At 72.1% G+C, this 24,644-nt stretch carries 23 protein-coding genes; 16 read left to right on the top strand and 7 right to left on the bottom strand.

The features are described 5' to 3' along the window. The first annotated feature begins 185 nt into the window (after positions 1 to 185). The 3 genes from CW359_RS16510 to CW359_RS16500 all read left to right on the top strand — a co-directional run bounded on the left by CW359_RS16510 (position 186) and on the right by CW359_RS16500 (position 3,077). Positions 186 to 1,784 carry a long-chain-fatty-acid--CoA ligase gene (locus tag CW359_RS16510; RefSeq protein WP_105970699.1) on the top strand — a complete coding sequence of 533 codons (1,599 nt, stop codon included), beginning with the start codon at positions 186 to 188 and terminating at the stop codon, positions 1,782 to 1,784. Between the two features lie 79 nt (positions 1,785 to 1,863). Then, positions 1,864 to 2,667 (top strand): thioesterase II family protein, encoded by an 804-nt coding sequence (locus tag CW359_RS16505; protein WP_105970698.1) that lies wholly within the window; start codon positions 1,864 to 1,866, stop codon positions 2,665 to 2,667. Next, a complete protein-coding gene (locus CW359_RS16500) occupies positions 2,664 to 3,077 on the top strand; it encodes a nuclear transport factor 2 family protein (protein ID WP_105970697.1) in 414 nt (137 codons plus the stop codon). The genes CW359_RS16505 and CW359_RS16500 overlap by 4 nt, the downstream gene beginning before the upstream one ends. A 50-nt stretch (positions 3,078 to 3,127) precedes the next feature. Here the strand turns inward: CW359_RS16500 and CW359_RS16495 are convergent, their stop codons facing one another. The 3 genes from CW359_RS16495 to CW359_RS16485 all read right to left on the bottom strand — a co-directional run bounded on the left by CW359_RS16495 (position 3,128) and on the right by CW359_RS16485 (position 6,641). After that, complete coding sequence (locus CW359_RS16495; RefSeq protein WP_105970696.1) at positions 3,128 to 3,973, bottom strand: helix-turn-helix domain-containing protein; 846 nt, start codon at positions 3,971 to 3,973, stop codon at positions 3,128 to 3,130. Between the two features lie 374 nt (positions 3,974 to 4,347). Continuing rightward, complete coding sequence (locus CW359_RS45835) at positions 4,348 to 5,049, bottom strand: hypothetical protein (RefSeq protein WP_198655243.1); 702 nt, start codon at positions 5,047 to 5,049, stop codon at positions 4,348 to 4,350. A 128-nt stretch (positions 5,050 to 5,177) separates the two neighbouring features. Beyond that, complete coding sequence (locus tag CW359_RS16485) at positions 5,178 to 6,641, bottom strand: MFS transporter (protein ID WP_198655242.1); 1,464 nt, start codon at positions 6,639 to 6,641, stop codon at positions 5,178 to 5,180. A gap of 234 nt (positions 6,642 to 6,875) precedes the next feature. Here CW359_RS16485 and CW359_RS16480 point away from each other — a divergent pair, with 234 nt between their 5' ends. The 12 genes from CW359_RS16480 to serS all read left to right on the top strand — a co-directional run bounded on the left by CW359_RS16480 (position 6,876) and on the right by serS (position 19,377). Further along, on the top strand, positions 6,876 to 8,477 hold the full coding sequence (locus CW359_RS16480) for an aldehyde dehydrogenase family protein (RefSeq protein WP_105970695.1): 1,602 nt from the start codon (positions 6,876 to 6,878) through the stop codon (positions 8,475 to 8,477). Positions 8,478 to 8,740: 263 nt separating this feature from the next. Then, the gene (locus CW359_RS16475) at positions 8,741 to 9,880 is read left to right on the top strand and encodes an acyl-CoA dehydrogenase family protein (RefSeq protein WP_105970694.1); all 1,140 of its coding nucleotides are present in this window, start codon (positions 8,741 to 8,743) and stop codon (positions 9,878 to 9,880) included. A gap of 28 nt (positions 9,881 to 9,908) precedes the next feature. Continuing rightward, entirely contained in the window at positions 9,909 to 11,192 is a 1,284-nt protein-coding gene (locus CW359_RS16470; RefSeq protein WP_105970693.1) for an aspartate aminotransferase family protein, read from the top strand. 2 nt (positions 11,193 to 11,194) lie between these two features. Then, complete coding sequence (locus CW359_RS16465; RefSeq protein WP_105970692.1) at positions 11,195 to 11,683, top strand: type II toxin-antitoxin system RatA family toxin; 489 nt, start codon at positions 11,195 to 11,197, stop codon at positions 11,681 to 11,683. 68 nt (positions 11,684 to 11,751) lie between these two features. Beyond that, positions 11,752 to 12,309: a hypothetical protein gene (locus tag CW359_RS16460; RefSeq protein WP_105970691.1), complete on the top strand. Its 558-nt coding sequence runs from the start codon at positions 11,752 to 11,754 to the stop codon at positions 12,307 to 12,309. Next, on the top strand, positions 12,306 to 12,884 hold the full coding sequence (locus CW359_RS16455; RefSeq protein WP_105970690.1) for a flavin reductase family protein: 579 nt from the start codon (positions 12,306 to 12,308) through the stop codon (positions 12,882 to 12,884). The genes CW359_RS16460 and CW359_RS16455 overlap by 4 nt, the downstream gene beginning before the upstream one ends. Further along, complete coding sequence (locus CW359_RS16450; protein WP_232838423.1) at positions 12,881 to 13,906, top strand: ferritin family protein; 1,026 nt, start codon at positions 12,881 to 12,883, stop codon at positions 13,904 to 13,906. The genes CW359_RS16455 and CW359_RS16450 overlap by 4 nt, the downstream gene beginning before the upstream one ends. Then, positions 13,903 to 14,922 carry a beta-ketoacyl-ACP synthase III gene (locus tag CW359_RS16445; RefSeq protein ID WP_105970689.1) on the top strand — a complete coding sequence of 340 codons (1,020 nt, stop codon included), beginning with the start codon at positions 13,903 to 13,905 and terminating at the stop codon, positions 14,920 to 14,922. Before CW359_RS16450 ends, CW359_RS16445 begins: the two co-directional genes overlap by 4 nt. A gap of 59 nt (positions 14,923 to 14,981) precedes the next feature. Next, complete coding sequence (locus CW359_RS16440) at positions 14,982 to 15,212, top strand: acyl carrier protein (RefSeq protein WP_105970688.1); 231 nt, start codon at positions 14,982 to 14,984, stop codon at positions 15,210 to 15,212. Continuing rightward, the gene (locus tag CW359_RS16435) at positions 15,212 to 16,429 is read left to right on the top strand and encodes a beta-ketoacyl-[acyl-carrier-protein] synthase family protein (protein ID WP_105970687.1); all 1,218 of its coding nucleotides are present in this window, start codon (positions 15,212 to 15,214) and stop codon (positions 16,427 to 16,429) included. Before CW359_RS16440 ends, CW359_RS16435 begins: the two co-directional genes overlap by 1 nt. Before the next feature lie 106 nt (positions 16,430 to 16,535). Then, positions 16,536 to 18,029, top strand: coding sequence for an APC family permease (locus CW359_RS16430; protein ID WP_105970686.1), 1,494 nt, complete (start codon positions 16,536 to 16,538; stop codon positions 18,027 to 18,029). Positions 18,030 to 18,069: 40 nt separating this feature from the next. Further along, on the top strand, positions 18,070 to 19,377 hold the full coding sequence (gene serS / locus CW359_RS16425) for a serine--tRNA ligase (protein WP_105970685.1): 1,308 nt from the start codon (positions 18,070 to 18,072) through the stop codon (positions 19,375 to 19,377). A gap of 113 nt (positions 19,378 to 19,490) precedes the next feature. Here serS and CW359_RS16420 read toward each other — a convergent pair whose 3' ends face one another. From CW359_RS16420 to CW359_RS16410, 4 genes are all read right to left on the bottom strand, one after another. Then, on the bottom strand, positions 19,491 to 20,285 hold the full coding sequence (locus CW359_RS16420) for an AfsR/SARP family transcriptional regulator (protein WP_105970684.1): 795 nt from the start codon (positions 20,283 to 20,285) through the stop codon (positions 19,491 to 19,493). A gap of 251 nt (positions 20,286 to 20,536) precedes the next feature. Further along, positions 20,537 to 21,688 carry a LacI family DNA-binding transcriptional regulator gene (locus CW359_RS16415; RefSeq protein WP_105970683.1) on the bottom strand — a complete coding sequence of 384 codons (1,152 nt, stop codon included), beginning with the start codon at positions 21,686 to 21,688 and terminating at the stop codon, positions 20,537 to 20,539. 94 nt (positions 21,689 to 21,782) lie between these two features. After that, complete coding sequence (locus CW359_RS45270) at positions 21,783 to 21,926, bottom strand: hypothetical protein (protein ID WP_157968554.1); 144 nt, start codon at positions 21,924 to 21,926, stop codon at positions 21,783 to 21,785. An 8-nt stretch (positions 21,927 to 21,934) separates the two neighbouring features. After that, positions 21,935 to 22,954 (bottom strand): hydroxyacid dehydrogenase, encoded by a 1,020-nt coding sequence (locus CW359_RS16410; protein WP_105970682.1) that lies wholly within the window; start codon positions 22,952 to 22,954, stop codon positions 21,935 to 21,937. A gap of 357 nt (positions 22,955 to 23,311) precedes the next feature. Here CW359_RS16410 and CW359_RS16405 point away from each other — a divergent pair, with 357 nt between their 5' ends. Beyond that, on the top strand, positions 23,312 to 24,640 hold the full coding sequence (locus CW359_RS16405; RefSeq protein ID WP_105970681.1) for an ABC transporter substrate-binding protein: 1,329 nt from the start codon (positions 23,312 to 23,314) through the stop codon (positions 24,638 to 24,640). Positions 24,641 to 24,644: the final 4 nt, after the last annotated feature.

Here is a 24,644-nt window from a genome sequence, read left to right as displayed (position 1 = left end):
GAGGGGCGAGGAGGGGGCCGGGGCGCGCTACGGCGGCTCCGCGCCCCCCATTGCCCCAGCGCACGAAAGCCCCAGCCCAGCGAAGCCCCGGCCCACCGAAACCCACGCTCACCGAAGCCCCCGCCCCTCCACCACCCCGCGACACCTCGCACCCCGAACCCCGGCACCCCCTGAAGGAGATCTCCGTGGCCGGACCCAGTACGGACACCATCGCCGCCCGTGCCTCGTTGCACGCGGCGCGGCAGCCGGAGCATCCGGCGATCATCTGTGAAGGGCGTGAGACCACCTACGCCGAACTGCACCGGGCCAGCAACCGCACCGCCCATGCCCTCGCCGCGTCCGGGCTGGGGCGCGGGGACCGGGTCGCCTTCCTGGGCCGGGAGAACGAGCACTACTACGACCTGGCCCTCGGCTGCGCCAAGGCCGGGGTCGTGCTGGTGCCCATCAACTGGCGGCTCACCGCCGACGAGGTGGACCACATCCTGCGGGACTCCGGTGCCCGTACGGTCTTCGTGCAGCAGGAGTTCCTGGCCGCCGTCGAGCAGGCCCGGGGAGGGCTGCCCCAGCTGCGGGAGGTGCTGCTCTTCGACGGCGACAGCGGCAGCGGCCGTAGCGGGCGCCTGGCCGGTGGGTTCCTTCGGTGGAAGGGCGACGTCCCGGACTCCGACGTCGATGTCCGCGTCGGGCCCGAGGATCCCATGGTGCAGATGTACACCAGCGGCACCAGCGGCCTGCCCAAGGGCGTGGTGCTCGCGCACCGCACCTTCTTCACCTTCATCGACAACATGCGCGAGGCCGGCTGCGACTGGATCGACTGGCGGCCCGAGGACCGGACCCTGATCTGCTTTCCCGGCCTGCACTCGGCCGGTATGGCGTGGTTCATGCACGCCTTCAACGTCGGCGCCACCTCCGTGGTGATGGGCATGTTCGTCGCCGACGACGCCGTACGGCTGATCCCCGAGCACGGGGTCACAACCGTGTGGGCGGCGCCCGCGATGCTCGACATGATGGCGGCGGAACACGGCGCGGGACACGAGGCGTTCGCCTCGCTGCGCAAGGTGGTCTACGGCGGTGCGCCCATCTCGCCGTCGCAACTGGAGCGCTGTCTGGCCGTGTTCGGCTGCGAGCTGGCCCAGATGTACGCCGCTGCCGAGACCGGCAGCGTGGTCACCTGTCTGACCCCGGCCGACCATGTGCTCGGCAACCACCGGCTGACCTCGGCCGGCCGGGTCTGCCCGGGCAACGTCGTACGGATCGTCGGCGAGGACGGCGAGGAGCTGCCGGCCGGGGCCATCGGCCAGGTGAGCGTGTGGACGCCGGCGCACTTCGTCGAGTACTTCCGGCAGCCCGGGGCCACCGCCGAGACGCTGACGGACGGCTGGCTCAGGCTCGGCGACGCCGGGTACCTCGACGAGGACGGCTATCTCTTCCTGTGCGACCGGATCAACGACACGATCATCGTGGCCGGCCAGAACATCTACCCGGTCGAGGTGGAGAACGCGCTGCGCGCGCACCCCGCCGTCGCCGACGTGGCCGTGGTGGGCGTGCCCGACGCCCGCTGGGGCGAGACGGTCCGGGCCTGCGTGGTCGTCGCGCCGGGCGGTGAGACCGGCGGGCGCGAGCTGATGCTCTTCCTGCGCGGCCGACTGGCCGACTTCAAGATCCCCACCAGTTACGAGTTCCTGGACGTCCTGCCGCGCAACCCGACCGGCAAGGTGCTGCGCCGGGAACTGCGCCGCCGCTATGCGGCAGCGGGCGCGGGAGCGGGGACGGGCGCGAGCTGAGTGGCTCCCCCACCTTCCCCACCCGTACCTCCCTCCGATCCCCCGTACCTTCCCTCCCCTCCCCTTCCGAAGGAGCACGATGACCGAGCCAGGCGCCGTCCTCGCGGACCGCTGGTTCCAGCCGGAGAGCGCGCCCGACGCCGGAACCCGGATCTTCCTGCTGCACTACGCGGGGAGCGGGGCGTCGGTCTTCCGCGACTGGCCGCCGCTGATCCCCGCCGACGTCTCCGTCCAGTGCGTCCAGCTGCCGGGCCGTCAGGAACGGTACGGCGAGGACATGTTCACCGAGGTCGAACCGCTGGTGCGGACGCTGGCCGACTGTCTCGCCGCCGAGCTGGACGGGCGCCCGTACGCCGTGTTCGGGCACTGCATGGGCGCGTTGATCGGCTACCGGGTGGCCGTCGAGCTGCACGAGCGCGGTGAGCGGGCGCCGGTGCTGCTGGGTGCCTCCGCGTGGGCGCCGAAGGGGTTTCGCACCCCGCCGCCCGAGCAGCTCCAGGTGCCACAGGCGGAGCTGGTGGAGTGGGCCCGCGGGCTGGGCTCGCTGCCGGAGAGCATCCTGAACGACGCCGAGGCCCTCGGCCTGATGATGCCCGCCATGCGTGCCGACCTGGAGGTCTGCGCCAGCTACCGGGACGACGACGCGAGGGTGCCGTGCCCGGTCGTCACGTACAGCGCCGACCAGGACCCGCTGGTGGACCCGGAGGCGATGGCGTCCTGGGTGCCGCGCACCGAGTCGTACCTGGGCAACCGGCTCTTCCGGGGCGGCCACTTCTTCCTCCACGAGCAGACGACGTCGATCACCGCCGACTTCGTCCGCCTGCTGCTGGGCCGGGTCAGCGGGACCCGGCCGGACATCCCGTACCGAAGGAGCGTTTCATGACCGTGCCCGTGACCAGCGCCAACGAGTTCGCCGACCGCTATGTCGCGGTCTGGACCGAGACCGATCCCGAGGCCCGGCTCAAGGCCGTCGAGGAGCTGTGGGCGCCCGACGGTGTCTACGCCAACGCCATCGCGGTCGTCGGCGGCCACGAGGCCATCGCCACACAGGTCGGCTACGCCCACGACGCGTACGCCACCGGCGGTTTCACCTTCCGGTCCTGCAACAACGCGCGGGGCCAGCACAACACGCTGCGGTTCAACTGGGTGATGGTGTCGGCGTCCAGCGGTGCGCTGGAGGCCGTCGGCTTCGACTTCGTCACGCTGGACGACGAGGGCCGGATCGTCTCCGACCACCAGTACTTCGACATACCGCCGAGCTATGTGGTGCCGGCGCCGGGAGAGGCGGGCTGACCTCGCCGTACGGCCAGTCCTGTCCTGTCCCGTTCCGTTCTGTCCCCGTCCTACGCTGCCCCCGCCGGGTCCGAACCGGTGGGGGCAGCGGTGTGCAGGCGCTTGAGCAGCTCGCCCGTCGCCTCGTCCGTCGGCAGGAACGCCTCCACGGCCAGTTCGGCGACGGTGACGTCGAGGGGCATGCCGAAGGTGGCGATGGTGCAGATGAGGGAGAGTTCCGTGTCGCGGTAGCGCAGCCGCAGCGGCAGGGTGAGGTCGGCCTGGTCGGTGCGGGGCGGGCGGGTGGGCTCGCCGCCGGCCGGGTAGGCGATCAGTTCCTGGTACAGCCGGGCGAGGCCGGGTTCGGCGGTCAGTTCGACGCGGCGCTGGAGGCGCATCAGCAACTGGGCCCGCCAGTCGGGGAAGTTGACGATGCGTGGCTGCATGCCGTCGGGGTGCAGGGCGAGCCTGAGCGCGTTGACGGGGGGCTGCAGGAGTTCGGGCGCGGCGCCCTCGGCGAAGAACTGGAAGCCGCTGTTGCTGAGCACGATGTTCCAGTTGCGGTCCACGACGAGGGCGGGGAAGGGTTCGTGGCCGGTCAGGATCTGACGCAGCGCGGCACGCACGGGAAGCATCTCGGCAACGTCCAGGGGAGAGTCTGTGTAGGCGGGCGCGTAGCCGGCCGCCAGCAGCAGCTGGTTCTGCTCGCGCAACGCCAGGTCGAGGTGCCGGCCCAGGCGCAGCACCATGTCCCTGCTGGGCTTGGACCGCCCGGTCTCCAGGAAGCTGAGATGACGCGCGGAGATCTCGGCCCGGGTGGCCAGGGCGAGCTGGCTGTAACCCCGCTGTTCCCGCCACCGGCGCATCAACTCGCCCACGGGCCGGGACACTTGCCGACTTTCCTGCACCTCGGTCATCTCATCACCCTGCATCATCCCCGCCATCGGGCACAACCGCGGCAGCGGGGCGCGGGCGGTGCCGGGCGGGGGGTACGTGTGCGGTGCACGACACCGGGCACACCGCACCCGGCCACCGGCGCCCCGAGCCGGGAGCCCGCCGCGGGCCACCGGCCCACTCCGCCGACCGGCACCGCGACCGACCGGCCCCCGCGGCCCCCGCACACCGGAACTCCCGGGCCGGGCAGCTCACACCCGGCACGATCCCGCTCCGGCGAGGCGGGGGCACGTACGCGCCCTGGTCGATCCGGCTCACTGGTGCCTTCGGCGGGGAAGGCCCGACGTTCGGCGCCCATGCCCTCCGGCGAGGGGGCGTCGGGCCGGGCCGGAGGTGGTCACACCGCGAAGCGGCCCGCCCCCGTGAAGCGGTAGTGCGTGTGCACCACGCCCTGGTTGTCGCGGAGGAGGAAGTCCACGCCCGTTTCGCCCGTGTCCGTGCGCCAGGGGTAGCGGAAGGCGTCGTGCTGGGCCGACGCGTTGCCCGATCGGTGTCGGGCGGGGGCTGTCGTGAGCGCGGTGGCGATGGCCTCCGGGCCCTCGTGCACGCCGTTCTCGTCGATCAGGCGGGCGTCGGGGAGGTAGAGGTCGGCGAGTCGCTTCGCCAGGTGTTCGGGGGGTGATCCGGCCGTGGCCAGGTGGCGTTCGGCCTGGGTGTCGAGGTCGGGGTCCGGGGTCGGGGGCTCGTTGAACTGGTAGTCGGTGCGGATGCGGCCCCCGGTGTCCAGCAGGACCACGTCGAAGCCGACGGCCAGGACGGTGTCGTCGGCGGCAGGTGACATCGCCCAGTTGAAGGCCACCGCGTCGTGGTGACCGACCGGGTCGCCCGCCTCGCGGAAGCGCAGGCCCTGGCCGGACACGAACTGGTCGTGGGCCTCGGTCACCCGGGCCACCAGGCTGTCCGTGCCCTGGAAGCGGCGGGTCTGGGTGTGGTGCAGGCCGTCCGGGGTCCACAGGTCGGCGATCTCGGTCCGGCGTGCGGCGGGGTCGGGCTCGTTCCAGACGGCGACGTAGCGCTTCAGCAGTTCCTTCGCACTCACGTGCTTACTCTCTTTCGGTCATGGTCAGGAGCCCGGGGCGGCGCGGGGGTTCGCCGCCCCGGGGGTTCAAGGGGAGGGTGTCGTACCGGGGTGTCGTATATAGGGGTGCCGTACAGGGGTGGGGTCGGTCACTTGCCCGCGTTGGTGCGGGGCAGTGCCTGGACCAGGAGGGCCAGGGTGGCCGCCACCGCGACGAGGAAGATGATCCCCATGTCGAAGGCGTGGGCGTAGGCCGAGGTGTCGGGCCGCTCGCCGAGCGCGTTGTAGAAGATGACGCCGATCACCGCGACGCCGATCGAGTTGCCGATCTGCAGGCCCGTGGTGAGCACCCCGGAGGCGGAGCCCGCGTACTGCGGGTTGACCCGGGCGAGGACCGTGGAGGCGAGCGGGGCGACCGCCAGGCCCATGCCCGCGCCGTCGATCACCAGGCCGGGGATCAGCCACGCGGTGTGGCCGCCGGCGCCCAGCTGCGCGGCCGTGACGCCGAGCACGATCAGGCCCGCCGCCATGAGCAGCGCGCCGACCGCGAGGACCTGGCGGCCCAGCTTCGCGGCGAACTTGGTGGCGTTCATCGAGGTGTACATGTAACCGGCGCCGATGGCGGCGAAGAGCAGGCCCGCCTCCAGCGCGCTCAGGCCGCGGCCGGCCTGCATGTACAGGGCGAGCACCAGGAAGAAGGAGGCCTGGCCGATCCAGAAGACCACCTGGCAGGCGAGTCCGACGACGAAGGCCCGGTCACCGAACATGGCGATGTTCACCAGCGGGGAGCCGCCCTTCGCGGCGATGGACCGCTCGACCGCCACGAACACGGCCGTCAGCACCGCGAAGGCCGCGAACGACAGCCAGGTCCACAGCGGCCAGTCGTGCTCGCGGCCCTCGATCAGCGGGAGCACCAGGGCGACCAGCGCGAGAGTGATGACCACGACCCCGAGCAGATCCAGCTTGGGCCTGCCCTCGGCCCGTGACTCGGGCACCACCCGCAGCGTCAGGAACATGATGAACAGGCAGAACGGCAGGTTCACCAGGAAGCAGGAGCGCCAGCCCCAGCCCGCGATGTCGGCCTCGATCAGCAGACCGCCGATGAGCTGGCCGAACACCGCCGCCAGCCCCATGGCCAGGCCGTAGCCCGCGAACACCTTCAGGCGCGCGGCGCCGGTGAAGATCGTGCCCAGCAGGGCCAGCACCTGGGGCGCGAGCATCGCCGCGGCGAGGCCCTGGAGCACCCGGGAGAAGATCAGGAAACCGCCGGTCTGCGCGACGCCGCAGAGCAGCGAGGCGACGGTGAACAGGCCGAGGCCCAGCAGGAACATCCTGCGCCGGCCGTACAGGTCGCCGAGCCGTCCGCCGGTGATCAGCCCCACGCCGTAGGCCAGCCCGAAACCGGCGACCACCCATTCGATGGCGGAGGCGCTCGCCCCCAGGTCGGTCTGTAACGAGGGGATGGCGACGTTGACGATGAAGAAGTCGAGGGTGGTGATGAAGACGCCGGCCAGCACGGTCGGCAGGATCAGCCGATGCGGCGCGGCCGGGCTCCCGTCCGTCGGCGTGGGCGGTGACGGTGTGGCGGGGCTGCGATTGGTCTCGGTACTCATCCTTCATACTCCCGATCGATCACATGGGGTGTTCGCTGCTTGTCCAGCGTGGCGCCCGGTGATCAGCGGGGTCAATTACCTACCAGGTAATCAGGGCGAGGGCCGTGGGGCACCGGTCGTGGGTGTCCGTTCCCGGATCAGCACCGCGTCAGTATCCGGTCAGAGCGGACTGCAATCATCAATCCGATTTCGCCTCTCATCAGATTTCGATTGCTTTTCCGGAGGGTCCGCAAGATGAATCCCGGGAAAAAGTTCCACAGTTATGGGCTGTTTATCGCGGGGAAAGACATCGAGGGCGACGGCTGGGTTTACACCGTGAGTGCCAAATCCCTTCTCGAGGATGTCTTCACCAGCGTCGGCCTCAAGCGCACCCTTGAGAAGGACGCGGATTCGCCCGCCGCCGGGCACCCCTATGTCATCGGCCGGTGCGCGATAGCCGACGACGCCGCGATCGACCTCGCCAGCGAGGCCGCCGCCGCCGCGGCGCCCGGCTGGGCGGCGGTCCCCCTGGAGCGGCGGCTGCGGCTCGGCACCCTCTTCCGCGAGGAACTCCTGCGCCGCGAGGAGGAGTTCGTGGAGATGCTGGTCGCCGAGTCGCACCCGGTGAAGCTGGCCCGCTGGGAGCTGAGCTGTCTGCTCCAGGTGTACAGCGAGGAGAGCATCAGCTGGTACGCGCAGCAGATGCACACCGAGTTCGAGCAGGGCGGGCGCCGGCTGATCGTCCGTCGCCAGCCGGACGGTGTGGTCGCCTTCAACCCGCCGCAGAACGCCCCGGCGCCCAGTGCGGCCCTGGCCGTGCTCGCCGTGATGGCCGGGAACGCGGTCGTGGTGCGCGCCCCGCGCAGTATCGCGCTGAGCACCCTGTGGGTGCTGCGGGAGGTGGCGGCACCGCTCCTGGACGAGGTGGGGGCGCCTCCCGGCACCCTCAACGTGGTCTGCGCCAACCCCAAGCAGACCCTGGACCGCTGGCTCGCCAGCCCGCTGATCGACGACATCTTCTACATCGGCGGCAGCCAGGAGGGCCTGCGTTTCCAGGAGCGGTGCGTGGCCCACGGCAAGAAGCCGATCCTGGAACTGGCCGGCAACGACGGGATCATCGTCTGGAAGGACGCGGACCTGCGCTACGCCGCCGAGGCGATCACCGAGTCCTTCTACGGCTCCGGGCAGATCTGCATGGTGCCCAACTACGTCCTGGTGCACCCCGAGGTGGCCGACGACCTCATCGCCGAGGTGAAGCGGCAGGTCGCCGGGGTACGGCCCGGCCACCCGGACGAGGAGGACGTCCTGCTGTCGCCGGTGCGCCGCACCGAGCGGTTCTTCGGGCTCCTCGACCGGGCCCTGGAGCAGGGCGCGCGGCTCGTCACCGGCGGCCTGCGCACCGAGCTGGACGGCACCCCGTCCGAGACGGGCGTCTTCCTGCAGCCGACCGTGCTGCGGGTGGACGGGCTGGCGTCGGCCCGTGAGCACGACGTGGTGCGGCACGAGACGTTCTTCCCGCTGCTGCCGATCGTGGTGGCCGAGCCGGACACCGACGAGGTGCTCCTCGACCGGTTCCTCGACTTCGTCAACACCAACGAGTACGGGCTGCGCAACTCCCTGTGGGCGAGGGACGAGAACGTCGTCGACACCTTCGTCCAGCGGGTGGTCAACGGCGGCCTGCTGAAGGTCAACGACTCGCACATCGGCTTCCTGCCCTACCTGCCCAGCCACGGCGGAACCGGCCTGACCGGCGGGGTCTTCGGCGAGGCCAACTACCCGATGCTCAAGACCTCCCACGCCCAGGGCGTCAGCATCGCGCGCGACGTCAGCCCGTACCACACGGTCTTCGGCGACTGACCCACCCGGCAGCGCCCGACGGACTGGAGGACGCCTGTCCGCACGACCGGAGCCGCCAGTCCGCGGCGTGCCGTCGGCCGCCGCTCACCCCGTACCGCCCGCGCTCCCCGCACCGCCCACGCCCGCCGTACCGGCCGCACCCGCCCGTGCCCGCCCGCGCCGCTGAGGTGCCGTCCGTATCCCGCGGCCCGATCCGGCGGACGAGCCCCGGGGGGCGACCGGCCGGTCACGACCCGCGAACAACGCTGAACGAGGTGACATCCGTGAGATCTCTCGACATCGCCCGCGACACCTGCGAGCGCTTTCATCCCGGGCTGGTCAAGGCCCTGTCGGATCTGCCGTTCGAGGAGCGGGAGGCGGCCGGCAGTCCGGTCGTCGACCTGTTCAGGTCGGCGGCGGGCGTGGGGCTGCTCATTCCCGCCGAGTACGGCGGACTGGGCGCCGATCCCGTCGACGCCCTGCTCGTCCAGCGGGCCGTCGGCTCGCTGTCCCCGTCGCTGGCGGTCGCCTCGACGATGCACCACTTCACCGCCGCGATGCTGTACGCCCTCGCCGACGGCCCGGGCCGGCTGACGCCCGCGCAGACCGGCGTACTGCACACGGTGGTGCCCGAGCAGCGGCTGATGGCCTCCGGCTGGGCCGAGGGCCGCACCCAGCAGAACATCCTCGCCCCGGCGGTCACCGCGACCCCGGTCGACGGCGGTTATCTGCTCAACGGCGCCAAGAAGCCCTGCAGCCTGTCCCGTTCGATGAGCCTGCTCACGGCGAGCATCGCGGTGCCCGGCGCGGACGGCGCTCCGGAGCTGGCGCTGGCCCTGGTGGACTCCGCGTCGCCGGGGCTGACCCTGCACCCCTTCTGGGGCAGCGAGGTGCTGGCCGCCGCGCAGAGCGACGAGGTGCGGCTGGCCGACGTGTTCGTGCCCGAGGACATGGTGGTGCGCACCACCGCCGACGACCCGGGCCGGATCGACGACCTGCAGAACGCCGGCTTCGTCTGGTTCGAGCTGCTGGTGTCGGGCGGGTACGCGGGCGCCGCCGCCGGGCTGACCGAGGAGGTGCTGGCCCGGGGACGCGGCAGCGTGAGCGAGCGCGGCGCCCTGCTGATCCGTACCGAGTCCGCGTTCCAGCTGCTGCTGGGGGTGGCCCGCGCGGTGCGCGACGGCGTCGGCGGGGAGGAGGCCGTCGCACAGGTGCTGACCGCCCGGTTCGCCGCACAGGAGGCGCTGTCGCTCGCCACGCAGCAGGCCCTCGAACTGCTGGGCGGCATCGACTTCATCCGGTCCTCCGCGCACCAGCGGACGGCCGCCTCGGTCCGTCCGCTCGCCTTCCACCCGCCGTCCCAGGGTTCCACGGCCGAGCCGCTGCTGGCCTACGCGGGCGGCGCCGCGCTCGACCTGTCCTGACCGTCCCCGGATCGAAAGCGAGTCACCCATGACCACGAGCGTCGACGCACCGGTCAGCCAGGAGGAGGAGGTTCTCCGGCTCTACCGGGCCCATCTGAGCAAGGGCCGGGCCACCCTGGCCGAACTCTTCGGCACCCATATGGAGGTCGAGTCGCGGGGCGCCTGGCTGACCACCTCCGACGGCTCGCGCTTCCTGAACGCGGGCGGCTACGGCGTCTTCATCATGGGCGCCCGCCACCCCGTCGTGATGGAGGAGGTACGGCGGCAGCTGGAGACCCACCCGGTGGCCACCCGCATCCTGCTGGAGCCGACCGTCGCCCGCGCCGCCGAGGCGCTGGTCTCGGTCGCCCCGGAGGGCCTGGACCGGGTGCACTTCTCCCTCTCCGGCGCGGAGGCCGTCGAGACCGGCCTCAAGCTGGCCCGGGCGAACGGCCGCAAACGGACGGTCTCCATGAACGGCGGCTACCACGGCAAGACGCTCGGCGCCCTGTCGGCCACCGCCAAGGACGTCTACCAGGCGCCCTTCCGCCCGCTGCTCCCCGATGTCACGCATCTGCCCTTCGGCGACATCGACGCGCTGCGCGCGGAGCTGTCACGGCACCCCGGCGAGGTCTGCGTGATCGTCGAGCCGGTGCAGGGCGAGGGCGGTGTGATCATCCCGCCCAAGGGCTACCTCAAGCAGGTCGAGGAGGCGGTCCGGGAGTTCGACGGCTTCCTGGTGCTCGACGAGGTGCAGACCGGCTTCGGACGGCTCGGCGAGTGGTGGGGACTGGACGCCGAGGGTGTCCGCCCGGACGTCCTGCTGGCCGGCAAGGCGCTCGGCGGCGGGGTGGTGCCGGTCTCGGCGGCCCTCGCGACCCGGCAGGCGTTCCGTCCCTTCGACAAGGACCCGTACGTCCACACGTCGACCTTCTCCGGACAGCCGCTGCTGATGGCGGCGGTGCAGGGCACGGTCCGGGCGATCCGTGAGGAGGAACTGGTGCCCCGGGCCCGCGAGCTGGGCGCCCGGCTGCTGCCGCGGATCACCGAGATCGCCCGGCGCAACATCCCCGACCTGGTCGTGGAGGTGCGCGGCCAGGGCCTGCTGATCGGCGTCGAGCTGGTCGAGCCGGGGCTCGCCGGGGAGCTGCTGATCGAACTGTTCAACCACGGGGTGGTCGCCAACCACTCGATGAACGGCTCCTCCGTGGTGCGGTTCACACCGCCCGCGATCCTCACCGACCGGGACGTCGAGTTCCTCCTCGACTCCTTCGACAAGGCCACCGTCGACCTCGTACGGGGCTCGGCCACGATGCCCGAAGGCGGCAACTGACCATGCGACACGTCGAACTCCACGCCCTCGTGCGCCTCGCCTCCGCCGAGGACGTCTTCACCACCGTCCCGCGCTGGGAGCGCTACCCAGAACTCGCCCCGCACGTGCGCTCCACCGAGGTGCACGCGACGCTGCCCGAGCCGGTCGGCTCCTCCAGCTGGGAGCTGCACTTCCGCAGCGGGCTGCTGCGCTGGACCGAGGAGGACACCTTCCTCCCCGACCTGCTGGAGATCCGGTTCCGGCAGACCGACGGCGACTTCGACAGCTTCGAGGGCGTGTGGACGCTGCGTCAGGAGGGCCCGGACGTCTCCGTCGTCTTCCGGGCCGACTTCGACTTCGGCATCCCGAGCCTCGCCAGCATCCTCGACCCGATCGCCGAGCGCGTCATCCGGGAGACCGTCGCCTGGGCCGTCAGCGGCCTCTTCCCCGGCACCACGGTCCTCGACCCGGACCTGAACCTCGACACGGCAGCCGCGCCGAGCGCGGGCTGACCCCGGGCGGCGGCGCGCACCCGGCCCGCAGTCCACCCGTATCCCTCCCCATCTGTCAGGAGTCCACCGTGGACCAGGCAAATCCCTTCGAGACACCGAGGACCTTCTCGCTCCACCGCGCCGAGTACCTGGTCGGTCTGGCGGTGACGACCGGTCTGATCGTCTGGCACTTCACCGACATCCGCTGGCTGCCCGCCATCGGGCTGTTCCTCTACATAGACCTGATCGGCTACATCCCGGGCGCCATCGCCTTCCGCCGCTCCGGCGGCCGGGCCCCCATCCACAAGGGCTACTACGTCGCCTACAACGTCATGCACAGCCTGATCACCCAGGGCGCCGTCGCCGCCCTGTGGTGCTGGCTGGTCGGGCCGGAGTGGGCGCTGCTGGTGCTGCCCTTCCATCTCTTCGGCGACCGGGGGCTGTTCGGCAACTTCATGAAGTCGTACGCGCTGCCCTTCGAGCCGGTCCGCCAGTCCGGCTATCTGCGCCTCCTCGACGACCTGGGTCTCCAGCACCCCAAGCCGGTCGGGCACGCGAGCGACCCGGTCGCGGTGGGGCACGTCCCCGGGGCCGGCGCCCGACCGCTCGACGTGTCCGTCCCGGCCGGTCGGGAGGCGACCCGATGAGCCGGGTGGCACTGCGCAGCCGCTGGAGCGCGCACGACCGGGCCATGCGCCGGCTGGCCACGCCCGTGTCGGTGATCACCGCCGACCACGACGGCCGCCGTCACGGCACCACCGTCAGTACGGTGACCCGGATCTCCCGCCGCCCGCAGGTGCTGGGCGTGTGCCTGAAGCCCGACTCGGTGCTGGCCAAGCTCGCCACCGCCGAGGGCCGGTTCGCGGTCAACGTGCTCAGCGACGAACAGGCCCTGCTGGCCCGCCACTTCGCCGAGAGCTCCCGGCCCGACGGCGCCGCCCAGTTCCGGGGCATCGACTGGCGTCCGGCCACCTATTCGGGGGCGCCGCTCTTCCACGGCGCGCTGGCGCACTACGACTGCCGGGTGGTCGGCCGCTTCCAGGTCGGCGACCACGAGGTGCTGCTCGGCGCGGTCGTCCACGCCGACACCGCCGAGGGGGACCCGCTGATCAGCTGCTCCGGGGAGATCTTCGCCGGGCGGCTGATCCCGGTCGCGGAGAACGACACGGACAACGACGCCGGGAACGACGCCGGGAACACCGAGGAGGAGCTGCCCTCATGACGAACGCGCCCGCCGCCGAAGAGGCCGACTGGGACACCGCCCCCGGCCTGCTCGACGGGGCCAAGGAGCTGACCCTCGGCCCGGACCACTGCAACCTGGCGTACTGGTTCACCGAGGTCGCCCAGGGCACCCTGCGGGACCGCGGTGCCACCGGGCACCACGAGAAGGCCGAGGTGCCGGAGTTCCTGCGCCGGCCGGGACCGCTGCGCGAGGCGCTGGTCCTGGAGTTCGGCTTCCGCAGTCTGTCGGAGGAGATCGCCACCCGTCTGCTGGGCCACTACGTCTCGCGCGCCCCCGGCATCCCGGAGCTGGAGTTCTACGCCACCCAGCTGATGGACGAGGCCAGGCACGCCCGGGTGTTCCGCAACCACCTGGTCGAACTGGGCCTGCCGGAACGGACGTTGGCGGCGGACATCGACGAGATGGCCGCCGAGTACCGGCGCGAGGTCCTCCAGCCGGTGGAGGACTTCACCCTGGAGATCATCCGCGACCAGGGGGACTTCCACGGCGGGGTGGCCGTCTTCGCCATCGTCATCGAGGGCGTCCTCGCCCCGGCCGCCGAGCTGAGCGAACGCAAGTGGACCCCGCTGTCGGCGGCCACCCAGGAGATCTCCCGGGGCACCGCGATCGACGAGATCCGGCATCTGACCGTGGCCAGCACCATCCTGCGCGACCACGTCCGGGACCACCCCGAGTACCTGCCCCGGCTCCTGGAGATCCTCGCGGCCGGCACCGAGCTGTGGGACCGGGTCCCGGACCGGCCCTACGTCATCCACCGCGAGGAGCTGTTCCAGCGGGGCATGCTCGAACAGGCCGAGCTGATCGGCGACTACGAGGTCTGGCCGGGCGTACGCCTGCTCGACACCACGCCTGTGCAGCGCTACGACATGGCCGAGCGCTGGACGGACGAGATGGCCGCGAGCCGGATGGCGTACATGGGCCTGCCGACGGACGCGACGGCACGGGTCACCGGCGAGACCCGCCCGGCCGCCGGTGCCCCGGTAGGGGGTGGGCGGCCGTGACCGCCCCCGTCTTCGGGGCCCGTGCCGGGCGGGCGGCCGTGATCGCCGGGGTCGGTGGCCACGTACCGCCGACGGTGGTCACCAACGAGGAGCTGACGGCCCGACTCGACACCTCCGACGAGTGGATCCGCTCCCGGACCGGGATCGCCTCCCGGCACGTGGTCACCCCGGGCACCGCCACCTCCGACCTCGCCGTCGAGGCGGGCCGACGGGCCCTGAAGTCGGCTCAGGACTCGCAGGTCGACGCGGTGGTGCTGGCCACCACCACCCCGGACCACCTCTGCCCGGCGACCGCCCCGGCGGTGGCCGCCCGGCTGGGCCTCAACGGCGTGCCCGCCTTCGACGTGGCGGCGGTGTGCACCGGCTTCCTGTACGCCCTGGCCGCCGGGGCCGGGTTCATCGCGTCCGGGCTGGCCGACCGGGTGCTGGTCGTCGCGGCGGACGCGTTCACCACGATCATCGACCCGGCCGACCGCGGTACGGCGGTCATCTTCGCGGACGGCGCCGGTGCCGTGGTGCTGCGGGCCGGTGCGGCGGACGAGCCGGGCGCCCTCGGCTCGGTGGTCCTCGGCAGCGACGGCGAGCTGAGCGACCTCATCACCGTGCCGGCCGGCGGCTCGCGCCAGCGCTCCTCCGGGATCCCTCCGGAGCCGGGCGACGAGTACTTCCGGATGGCCGGCCGGGCCACCTACCGGCACGCGGTGGAGCGGATGACCGCGGCCTCGCTGCGCTCGCTCGCCGACACCGGCTGGCGGCCGGAGGACGTCGACCGGTTCGCCGCGCACCAGGCGAACGCGCGCATCCTCGACGCGGTCGCGGAGCGCCTCGGCATCGGGCCGGAGCGCCGGCTGTCCAACATCGAGCACGTCGGCAACACCGGCGGCGCCTCGATCCCGCTGCTGCTCGACCAGAGCACCGCCGACGGCGGCCTGCGGGCCGGCGACCGCCTGCTGCTGACCGCCTTCGGCGGCGGTCTGGCCTGGGGCGCGGCGACCCTGACCTGGCCCGAGCTGTAGCCGGGCCGCACACCCTCACCCTCACCCTCACCAACCGTCGCCTTGGAGGCGAGCACGTCATGTTCGAGAAGCTGAAGGAAATCCTGGTCAACAAGCTCAAGGTCACCCCCGAGCAGATCACCCTGGAGGCCACCCTGGAGGACATCGAGCTGGACTCGCTCGCCGTGGTCGAGCTGTCGCTCGTCCTGGAGACCGAGCTGGGGGTGTCCGTCTCCGACGACGAACTGCTGGAGGCGGAGACCGTCGGGGACATGGTGAAGCTGATAGAGCAGGGAAGCGCGCGGGTGTGATGGCCGGCCCCGACATCGCCGTCACCGGTCTCGGCCTGGTCACCCCGGCCGGGATCGGCACCGCCGCGAGCTGGGCGGGCGTCCTCGCCGGCCGCTCCGCCGCCGCCCTCGACCCCGCCCTGGACGGCAATCCGGTACGTATCTCGTGCCGGGTGCCCGACTGGGACCCGGACGCCCTGCTCGGCGCCCGCCGGGCCCACCGGCTCGACCGCTTCAGCCAGTTCACGCTGGTCGCGGCGCGCGAGGCGATCACCGACGCCGGTCTCGACCCGGCCTCCTGGGACGGCGCCCGGGTCGGCGTGGTCCTCGGCTGCGCCGACGGCGGACCCGGCACCGTGGAGGAGCAGCACCGGGTGCTGGTGGAGCACTCTGCGCACCGGGTCTCCCCGCTGCTGCTGCCGATGCAGCTGCCGAACATGCTGGCCGGCCAGACGGCCATCGAGTTCGGCGCGAGGGGCCCCAACCTGGTGGTGGCCACGGCGTGCGCGTCCGGCACCACGGCCGTCGGCGTCGCCCGTGACCTGCTGCTCCTGGACCGGTGCGACGTGGTCCTCACCGGGGGCGGCGAGGCCATGATCACGCCCTTGGTGATGGCCGGCTTCGCCCGGATGGGCACGCTGTCGCGCCGCGCCGACGACCCGGCGGCGGCCTCCCGGCCGTTCGACGCGGACCGGGACGGCTTCGTCGCCGGGGAGGGCGCGGGCGTACTGGTCCTGGAGCGGTCCGCCGACGCCCGCGCCCGGGGTGCCCGCGTCCGGGCCCGGGTGGCCGGGTACGGCGCCTCCGCCGACGCCCACCACGTGACGTCCCCGCACCCGGACGGGCTCGGCCTGGAGGCGGCGATGCGGGCCGCGCTGGCCGACGCCGGGTGTGCGCCGTCCGACGTAGGGCACGTCAACGCGCACGGTACGGCGACCCGGCTGAACGACCTGGCCGAGGCCCGGGTGGTGCGCCGGGTGCTGGGCGACCCGCTGGTGACGTCCACCAAGGGGGTCACCGGTCATCTGCTCGGCGCGGCGGGGGCGGTCGAGGCCGCGTTCACCGTGCTCGGCCTGGAGGAGCAGCTGGTGCCGCCCACCGCCAACCTCGAAGTCCCCGACCCCGCCTGCGAGATCAAGGTGGCCGCGACGGCCACGGCGACCCGGTTCGACCTCGCCCTGAGCAGCTCGATGGGCTTCGGCGGCCAGAACGCCGTACTGGCCCTCACGACCGCCTGAACCGACCCGGGACGCGCGGTCCCGTCCAGCACCTCCGCCGTTCCCCTTCGCCGTTCCCCTCCGCCCGCCACGCCGGATACCCGGTCCACGATCCCAGGAGCACGCCATGACCGCCGGAAGTCCCGCCCCCGCCGCCCCTACGAGAACCCTCACCACCAGCCATATCGTCTTCATGATCGTCGCCGCCGCCGCGCCGCTGTCCGCGATGGTCGGCACCGTCCCGCTGGCGTTCGCGATCGGTACCGCCGAGGGGGTGCCCGCCGCGTTCCTGTTCGCCGGGCTGACCCTGCTGTGCTTCTCCGTCGGGTACGCGATCAGTGCCCGCAGGACCGGCGGCTCGGGCGGCTTCTACGCCTCCGTCGCCGACGGCCTCGGCCGGCCCGCGGCGGTCGGCAGCGGCTGGACGGCGGTCGTCTCCTACAACTGCGCGACGATCGGACTGGTCGGCGCCTCGGGCTACTTCACCAGCCTCGTGCTGGCCGACCACGGCGCGCACCTGTCGTGGGAGTGGTGTGCCGCGATCGGCCTCGCGCTGATCGCCGTACTGGGGTACCGGGACATCGCCCTCAGCGCCCGGGTGCTGGCCGTGCTGATGGTCGCCGAGATCGGCGTCCTGGTCGCCCTGAACGTGGCGGTGCTGGCCCGGCACGGTCTGTCGGCGCTGCCGGGCACCTCGTTCTCCTGGCACGCGGCCACCGGACCCGGGCTCGGTGTCTCGCTGATGTTCGCCTTCGTGTCGTTCATCGGCTTCGAGTCGGCCGCCCTCTACGGCAAGGAAACCCGCAACCCACGGCGCAGCGTGCCCCGGGCGACCTATGTCGCCGCCGTCCTGATCTCCGGCTTCTACGCCCTGACCAGCTGGGTGGCGGTCGGCGCGATCGGCGCGGGCCAGGTGCGGGAGACCGCAGGGAAGCAGCTCGGCGACCTCTTCTTCGTCCTGGGCGACGACTACCTCGGGTCCGCCGGCAGCACCGCCCTGCAGATCATGCTCTGCTCCAGCCTGTTCGCCGCGACCCTGGCCCTGCACACGGCCTCCAACCGGTACGCCCAGGTGCTGGCCGACGACGGTCTGCTGCCCGCGTTCCTCGGCCGCCTGCACCCGAGGTTCGGCTCGCCGCACCTGGCCGGGATCGTGCAGGTGGCGGTGTGCGCGGTCGCCGCGGTCGCCTTCGCGGCCGGTGGTCTGGACCCGTACGCGAACATGACGACCAGCATGCTCGGCCTGGGCACCCTCGGGATCGTGGTCCTTCAGGCGCTGTCCGCGCTGTCGGCCGTGGCGCTGCGCCGCAAGGGCGTCCGGGCGGGCTGGTGGCGGGGCACGGTGGTGCCGCTGCTGGCGTTCGCCGGGCTGGCCGCCACCGTGTGGCTGGTGGTCGGCAACTTCGACGTGCTGACCGGCGCGACCGGTGGCGTCGTGGCCCAACTGCCCTGGGTGATCGTGCTGGTGGCCGTGCTGGGCGTGCTGTGGGCGCTGCGGCTGCGGACGGTCGCGCCCGAGCGCTACCGGGCGCTGGCCACCGCGCATGTCGCCGCCGAGCCGGACCGCGCGGACACCGCCGCACCGGCCCGCACCCCCGCGACGGTCTCCGACCTGAGCTGACACCGGCCCTTGCCGCTCACCCGACCTGGAGGGGAACCACGTGCACGACGTACGCGAGCTGCTGGAGAGCGGTCCTGAGGCACAACGCCGGCTGGCCCGGCGCGGTCATCCGCTCGACCTCGACACACTGCGGGCCGTACAGGAGCGACGGCTGGCCGCGCTGGCGGAGGTGAGCGGGCTGCGGGCCGAGCTGAAGAAGGCGTCCCGTGGCCCGCGCCGGGCCGAGGGGACACCGGCCGGGGAGGCCGCCGACGCCTCCGGCGAGGACCCGCACGTCCGCAACCGGCGGCTGCGGGAGCGGGTGCAGGCCGCGGAGGCCGAGGCCCGGGAGGCCGACCAGGAGCTGGAGCGGCTGCTGCTGACGGTGCCGAACCTGCCCTCGGACGACCTGCCCGACGGCTTCAGCGAGAAGGAGGCCGTGGAGATACGCCGGGTCGGCCCGCCGCGCGGCTCGGGGCCCGGCCTCGGCCGGCACCACGCCGACCTCGGCGAACGGCTGGGCGTACTGGACGCCGCGGCGGCGGGCAGGCTGTCCGGGGCCCGGTTCAGCGTCAGCGGCGGGCCCGGCGCCCTGCTGGAACGGGCCCTGGGTTCGCTCCTCCTCGACCTGCACACCCGGGAGCACGGGTACACCGAGTACGCGGTGCCGCACCTGGTCAGCCGGGAGACCATGACCGGCACGGGACAGCTGCCGAAGTTCGAGGACGACCTGTTCGCCACGTCGGTGGGCGGCCGGGAGATGTTCCTGATCCCCACCGCCGAGGTCCCGCTGACCAACCTGGTGGCGCGGGAGGTGCTCGACGAACACCGGCTGCCGCTGGCCATGACCGCCCGTACGCCGTGCTACCGGGCCGAGGCGGGCTCGTACGGCCGTGACACCCGGGGCATTCTGCGGCTGCACCAGTTCGACAAGGTGGAACTGGTCCGGGTCTGCCGGGACGAGGACGCCGCCGACCAGCTGGAACTGATGCTCGGTCACGTCGAGGCATGCCTGAAGCGGCTGGAACTGTCCTACCGGGTGGTGCTGCTGCCGGCCGGGGACATCGGCTTCTCCGCACGCAAGACGTACGACGTCGAGGTGTGGCTGCCCGGCAACGACGGCTACCGCGAGATCTCCTCGGTATCGGACTGCGGCACCTTCCAGGGCCGCCGAGCGGGCATCCGCTACCGGTCAGGTGCCGTACGAAGGCCCGCGGCCACCCTCAACGGCTCCGGCCTCCCGATCGGCCGCACCGTCGCCGCGCTGCTGGAGCAGGGACAACAGCGGGACGGCTCGGTGATCCTGCCGGATTCCCTGGCCACGTACACCGGATTCAGCCGCCTGCTGCCCGGGGGCGCCACCGAGTAGTCGACCGCCGCAACCGACCGACATCGCCGCGCCGCGACCGGCGGTGCGGGCCTTCCGGAAGTCCCGGGAGACCCGCACCGCCGGTCGCGGCGCTGGTGCGGTGGCGGTGGCGGTCAGGCGGTGTGGCGTAGCAAGGGCGTGGAGTCGTGCAGGTCCGGGTCCTGGTTGAGCATCTGGTGGAAGAGGCCGCGCAGTTTCGGGGAGGGTTCCATGCCCAGCTCGTCGACCAGCCGCAGCCGGGCCGCGTTGTAGACGCCGACCGCCTCGGCCTGGCGTCCGCTCCGGTAGAGCGCCAGCATGAGCAGTTCGGTGGTCCGCTCCCGCCAGGGATGGGCGATGCCCATCCGCTTCAACTCCCCTACGACCCTCATGGGTTCGCCCGTGCGGATGCGCAGCGAGTAGGCGTCCTCCCGGGCGGACAGGTACTCCTCCTCCCACTCCGTGGCCGCGCTCTGGCACAGCGGTCCGCTGGCGGCGTCGCCCAGCGGGGTGCCCCGCCACAGGCCGAGCGCCTGCTCCAGCAGGTCCAGGGCGGCGGGCAGGTCATCGGCCGCCATGGCCTGCTGGGACCGGCGTAAGTGGCCATGGAACCGGTTGACGTCGATGTCCTCCGGCCGCACGTCGAGGCTGTAGCCGGAGCTGCGGGTGCGCAGCAGGTCCGCCGCCGCCGGGTCGCCCGACAGCTGGACGAGCGTGCGGCGCAGTCGCGACACATGCGCCTGGAGGGCGTTCTCGACGGTGGCGGGCGGACTCTCGTCCCACAGCTCGCCGTAGAGCGTCGAGACCGGTACCACCGCGGGTGCCTGGATGAGCAGGCTGGCCAGCAGACAGCGCTGCCGGAGCCCCGGGACGGCGTGGACCGCGCCGTCGATGCCGACCGCTACCGTGCCCAGTATCCGGAACTGCATGAGAACCCCCCGTGTGGTCGCAGACCGCGGCTGCACGCCGCCCGTTCCGTTCCTTTCGGAAGCGCTGGCATTGTGCGGCGCCGACCTAGAGCCCGACTTGACACCGTGGGGGCCGGTATCAGCACGCCGCTCACCCTGCCGGTCAGGTCCGGACCCATGCGGCCACCCGGGGAAGCGGTGCGAAGCCGGGTGCGGCCGGCACAACGGGCACGATCGGACGCCGGCCCGGGGCATCCGGTGCCGGCGGACCGTCAGGTCCGGCCGCGCCGCCCCCGCCCCGTCCCCTTCTCCCCCGGTGGCCGCACCGACTGCCGGATCACCAGCTGCGTACCCAGGATCACGTGGTCCCCGCCGGACGTCCGCCGTTCGCCGTCCAGGGCCAGGCGTACGGCCGTGCGGCCCAGGTCCTCGTACGGGACCCGGAGCGTGGTCAGTGACGTCGACAGGTCCGCCGCGAAGGGGACGTCGTCGAAGCCCATGATCGAGACGTCGCCGGGGACGTCGAGGCCCGCCTCGCGCAGGGCCGCCAATACGCCTGTGGCGACCATGTCCGTGCCCGCGAAGACCGCCGTGAAGTCCAGGCCCGCCTTCAGGGCGTCGCGCATCCGGTCGTAGCCCGAGGCGCGGGTGTAGGTCCCCGGGATGTCCAACTCCTCGGCGTACGGCACCCCGTGGGCGCGCAGCGCCTGGAGGTGTCCCGCCCGGCGCTGCTCGGCCGTGCTCATCGCGGGGTCGCCGCCCAGGTACAGGATGCGGCGGTGGCCCGCGCTGAGCAGGTGGTCGCCGGCCTGGAAGGCGCCGCCCCTGTTGTCGTACTCGACGACGGTCACCGGGAGGTCGCCGGGCAGCGGCGGGCGTCCGCACAGCACCAGCCGGGAGCCGACGGCGTCCAGCGCCCTGGCGTACTCGGCCATGCGTTCGTGGTACGCCTCGTCCAGTACCGCGCCGCCGACCAGGATGACCGCCGCCGCGTGCTGTTCGCGCATCAGCTGGACCAGGTCGTGTTCCCGGCCCTGGTCGCCGTGGGTCGTGCAGACCAGGCTCAACCGGCCCCGGGCGGCGGCCTCTTGCTCGACCCCGGCGGCGACATCGGCGAACGACGGGCCGATGATCTGCTCCATGACGAGGGCGACCGGGCCCGCGACCCCGCCGGACAGCGCCTTCGCGTGGACGTTCACCACATAGTGCAGGGACTCCACAGCCGCCATGACGCGGGCCCGGGTGGCCGCCGAGACGGGGTGGCTGCCGGCCAGGGCCCTGGAAACGGTTGCCACCGAGACGCCCGCCCGGGCCGCGACATCGCGGATCGTGCTGGGCCGGTCGCCGTCCGCCCCGCTCCGTCTGCGCCTGCCCGCACCGCCGCGAGGGCCCGAATTCCGGGCTTCGGTTCCGTTCTCCGTCACGTTCCGACGTTACTGCATCGCCGGTACGTCGACCGGTGGCTGTGCAGCAACTGCCTCCCCTCGCGATGAAACCCGTTACATCCCACAGGGCTGGTCACGGCAGTGCCCGTACCCCCAGCGGTGCTTGTACGTCCCACAGCGCTCGTACGTCCCACAGTTCGCGTACGCCCCGCAGTTCGCGTGCGCCCCGCAGTTCGCGTACGCCCCGCAGTGCTCGTACGCCCCGCGCTCCCCCCACTCCCCCGCCTACGCACTCCGGGCCAGATCACTGCGCCGCACCCGGTGCCCCAACGGCAACCCCGCCCCCAGAAGCGCCAGTTCCTCCACCACGGTCCGCCCCAGCCGGGCCAGCTCGTTGCCCAGCGACCCCGCGATGTGCGGGGTGAGGAACACGTTCGGCAGGTCGTACAGCGGGGACCCCGCGGGCAGCGGCTCCGGTTCCGTCACGTCGAGCACCGCACCCAGCCGACCCGACACCAACTCCCCGGTGAGCGCGTCGTGGTCCACCAGCGCGCCCCTCGACGTGTTGATCAGGACGCCGCCGTCGGGGATCAGCGCGAGGCGGTCGCCGTCGAGCATGCGGTACGTCTCCGGGATGTCGGGGGCGTGCAGGGTCACGATGTCGCTGGTGCGCAGCAGTTCCTCCAGCGGGAGCGAGCGGGCGCCCAGGGAGCGGGCCTCGTCGGCGTCCACGTAGGGGTCGTACAGCGTCACCGTCAGCTCGAAGGGGCGCAGCAGTTCCAGGACCCGGCGGCCCACCCGGGAGGCGCCGATCACGCCGACCCGCCGGCCCAGGTTGCCCACCGCCGTGTAGTCGGCGGGGGCCGGGTAGACGCGCTCGCGGCGGAAGCGTTCGCGCAGGCCGAAGGCGTCCTTGCCGGCCAGCAGGACGGCGGCCAGGGTGTACTCGGCCACCGGGAGGGCGTTCGCCCGGACCGCGCTGGAGACGGCGAGGCCGCGCTCCCAGGCCGCGTCACCGACCAGGCTGCGGACGCTGCCCGCGGCGTGCAGGACCGTGTGCAGCCGGGGTGCGGCGGCCAGTGCGGCGGCGCCGATGTGCGGGCAGCCCCAGCCGGTGATCAGCACCTCCGCCTCGGCCAGCGCGGCGGCGGCACCCGGGTCGGTGAAGTCCCGTACGACCAGGGCGGGATCGATCCGTACCAGCTCCCGCAGCCGTGCCATCAGGGCGGGCGGGAAGAGTTCGGGCAGGTGCACCGGGTCCATCGCGAACAGGGCGACCGGAAGGCGGGGGGCGGCGAGGGGCATGGGACTCCTGCTTCGGGGCGGGACACGCACCACGGAGGTGCGGGATGTAAACGTATTCCAAGCTAGGACCGCTGCTCCGACCCGGTCAATGCCCCGGGGTGAGACGCGATCACGCGTGCCACATCCGCCGGAACCGTTGCGGGAGAAGAACCGCAGGTCATCCGTGCCAAGCCGTAACTCGCCCGCAAGGCAGGCGAAACAGAGATCTGACGACCTCTTGCTTCTCGGCTGGACCCGGCCTACCGTCCAGCACGGCAAACGGTTACATCCTCGGCCTCATACGGCCCTCGGCCTCAAGTCGCTCTCGGCCTCGTGGCGATACCTGGTGATACCCGGTGACACCTAAGGAGCACGCTCATGTCCGTCCGATTCAGGCGCCCCGCCCTCGCCGGAGTCATCTGCGCCCTCGCGCTCACCGCCTCCGCCTGCGGCGGGTCCGACTCCGGTGACGACGCCTCGGGGTCGTCCGGTCCCGTCACCCTCGACTTCTGGGGCTGGGCCAACGGTCAGGAGGCGGTCGTCAAGGCGTTCAACGCCTCGCACAAGGACGTCCGGCTGAAGTACACCAAGGTGACCGACCAGTTGACGATGCAGAAGCAGCTGAGCAACGCCGTGAAGGCGGGCAACGCTCCCTGTCTGCTGCAGAACACCGGTGAGTACGTGACGAGTTGGGTGGCTCAGGACGCGCTGGCCGACATCACGAAGTACGTCGAGTCGAGCAAGGACAAGTTCAACCCGGGTTCGTGGGCCGTCGGCCAGGTGCAGGGCAGGATCTACGGCGTGCCCACGGCCTCGGCACCGGCGTTCACGATCTACCGTACGGACATCTTCTCGAAGTACGGGCTGAAGGCCCCGGCGACCTGGGACGACTTCATCGCGGCGGGCAAGGTGCTGAAGAAGCACGGTGTGAAGATCACCAACTACGCCGGTGAGGACCCCAGCACGCTGGAGGTGCTGGCGATGCAGGCGGGCGCCCACTGGTACTCCATCGACGGCGACGCCTGGAAGGTGGACTTCCAGGACGCGGGCAGCCTCAAGGCCGCCAAGGTGATCCAGGACATCATCGACAACGACCTCAACTCGACGCTGTCCTTCGCCGACTACGCGGCCGTGCAGCGCAACTTCGACAAGGGCGGCACCGCGACCCGGCAGATCTCCACCTGGCAGATGTCGGGCATGGTGCAGAACTTCACCGACTCCTTCGGCAAGTGGGCGCTCGCGCCCTGGCCGACGTACAAGGGCGAGGCCGCGAAGACCCCGGCCGGGACCAACCAGAGCGGCAACCTGACGCTCGTGTCGAAGCAGTGCGAGCACCAACAGCAGGCCGCCGACGCCGCGTTGTGGATGTCCACCGACACCGGCGCGGTCAAGACGATGGCCAGCCCGGAGACCGGCAGCGGTGTGATGCCCGCGCTGGCCGACAGCGCTTCGTACGTCCCCGAGGCGATCTCCGAGAAGCTGCTCGGCGCCAACTACCAGCCGGCGCAGCAGATCGTGAAGGACAGCCTGTCGACCGTGACCACCGACTGGACCTTCGGGCCCGACTGGACCGCGATGTTCTCCGAACTGCAGAGCCAGTGGGGCCAGGTGGTCGGCAAGAAGCAGACGGTCGCCGAACTCCTGGCCCACATGCAGGAGTGGACGGTCAAGGACCTGAAGTCCCGCGGTATCAACGTCAAGGGCTAGAGAC

This window comes from Streptomyces geranii (assembly GCF_002954775.1).
GTDB lineage: Bacteria > Actinomycetota > Actinomycetes > Streptomycetales > Streptomycetaceae > Streptomyces > Streptomyces geranii.
The sequence above is the reverse complement of the archived record's forward strand: the minus strand, read 5'-3'. Positions and strand labels throughout refer to the sequence as shown.

Bases quoted from the DNA above. Each gene is read 5' to 3' on its own strand.
- CW359_RS16470 (WP_105970693.1), top strand. From the start codon at position 9,909: ATGACCACGAGCGTCGACGCACCGGTCAGCCAGGAGGAGGAGGTTCTC.
- CW359_RS16405 (WP_105970681.1), top strand. From the start codon at position 23,312: ATGTCCGTCCGATTCAGGCGCCCCGCCCTCGCCGGAGTCATCTGCGCC.
- CW359_RS16480 (WP_105970695.1), top strand. From the start codon at position 6,876: ATGAATCCCGGGAAAAAGTTCCACAGTTATGGGCTGTTTATCGCGGGG.
- CW359_RS16410 (WP_105970682.1), bottom strand. From the start codon at position 22,954: ATGCCCCTCGCCGCCCCCCGCCTTCCGGTCGCCCTGTTCGCGATGGAC.
- CW359_RS16430 (WP_105970686.1), top strand. From the start codon at position 16,536: ATGACCGCCGGAAGTCCCGCCCCCGCCGCCCCTACGAGAACCCTCACC.
- CW359_RS16435 (WP_105970687.1), top strand. From the start codon at position 15,212: ATGGCCGGCCCCGACATCGCCGTCACCGGTCTCGGCCTGGTCACCCCG.
- CW359_RS16420 (WP_105970684.1), bottom strand. From the start codon at position 20,285: ATGCAGTTCCGGATACTGGGCACGGTAGCGGTCGGCATCGACGGCGCG.
- CW359_RS16465 (WP_105970692.1), top strand. From the start codon at position 11,195: ATGCGACACGTCGAACTCCACGCCCTCGTGCGCCTCGCCTCCGCCGAG.
- CW359_RS16440 (WP_105970688.1), top strand. From the start codon at position 14,982: ATGTTCGAGAAGCTGAAGGAAATCCTGGTCAACAAGCTCAAGGTCACC.
- CW359_RS16485 (WP_198655242.1), bottom strand. From the start codon at position 6,641: ATGAGTACCGAGACCAATCGCAGCCCCGCCACACCGTCACCGCCCACG.
- CW359_RS16450 (WP_232838423.1), top strand. From the start codon at position 12,881: ATGACGAACGCGCCCGCCGCCGAAGAGGCCGACTGGGACACCGCCCCC.
- CW359_RS16495 (WP_105970696.1), bottom strand. From the start codon at position 3,973: ATGACCGAGGTGCAGGAAAGTCGGCAAGTGTCCCGGCCCGTGGGCGAG.
- CW359_RS16455 (WP_105970690.1), top strand. From the start codon at position 12,306: ATGAGCCGGGTGGCACTGCGCAGCCGCTGGAGCGCGCACGACCGGGCC.
- CW359_RS16500 (WP_105970697.1), top strand. From the start codon at position 2,664: ATGACCGTGCCCGTGACCAGCGCCAACGAGTTCGCCGACCGCTATGTC.
- CW359_RS16505 (WP_105970698.1), top strand. From the start codon at position 1,864: ATGACCGAGCCAGGCGCCGTCCTCGCGGACCGCTGGTTCCAGCCGGAG.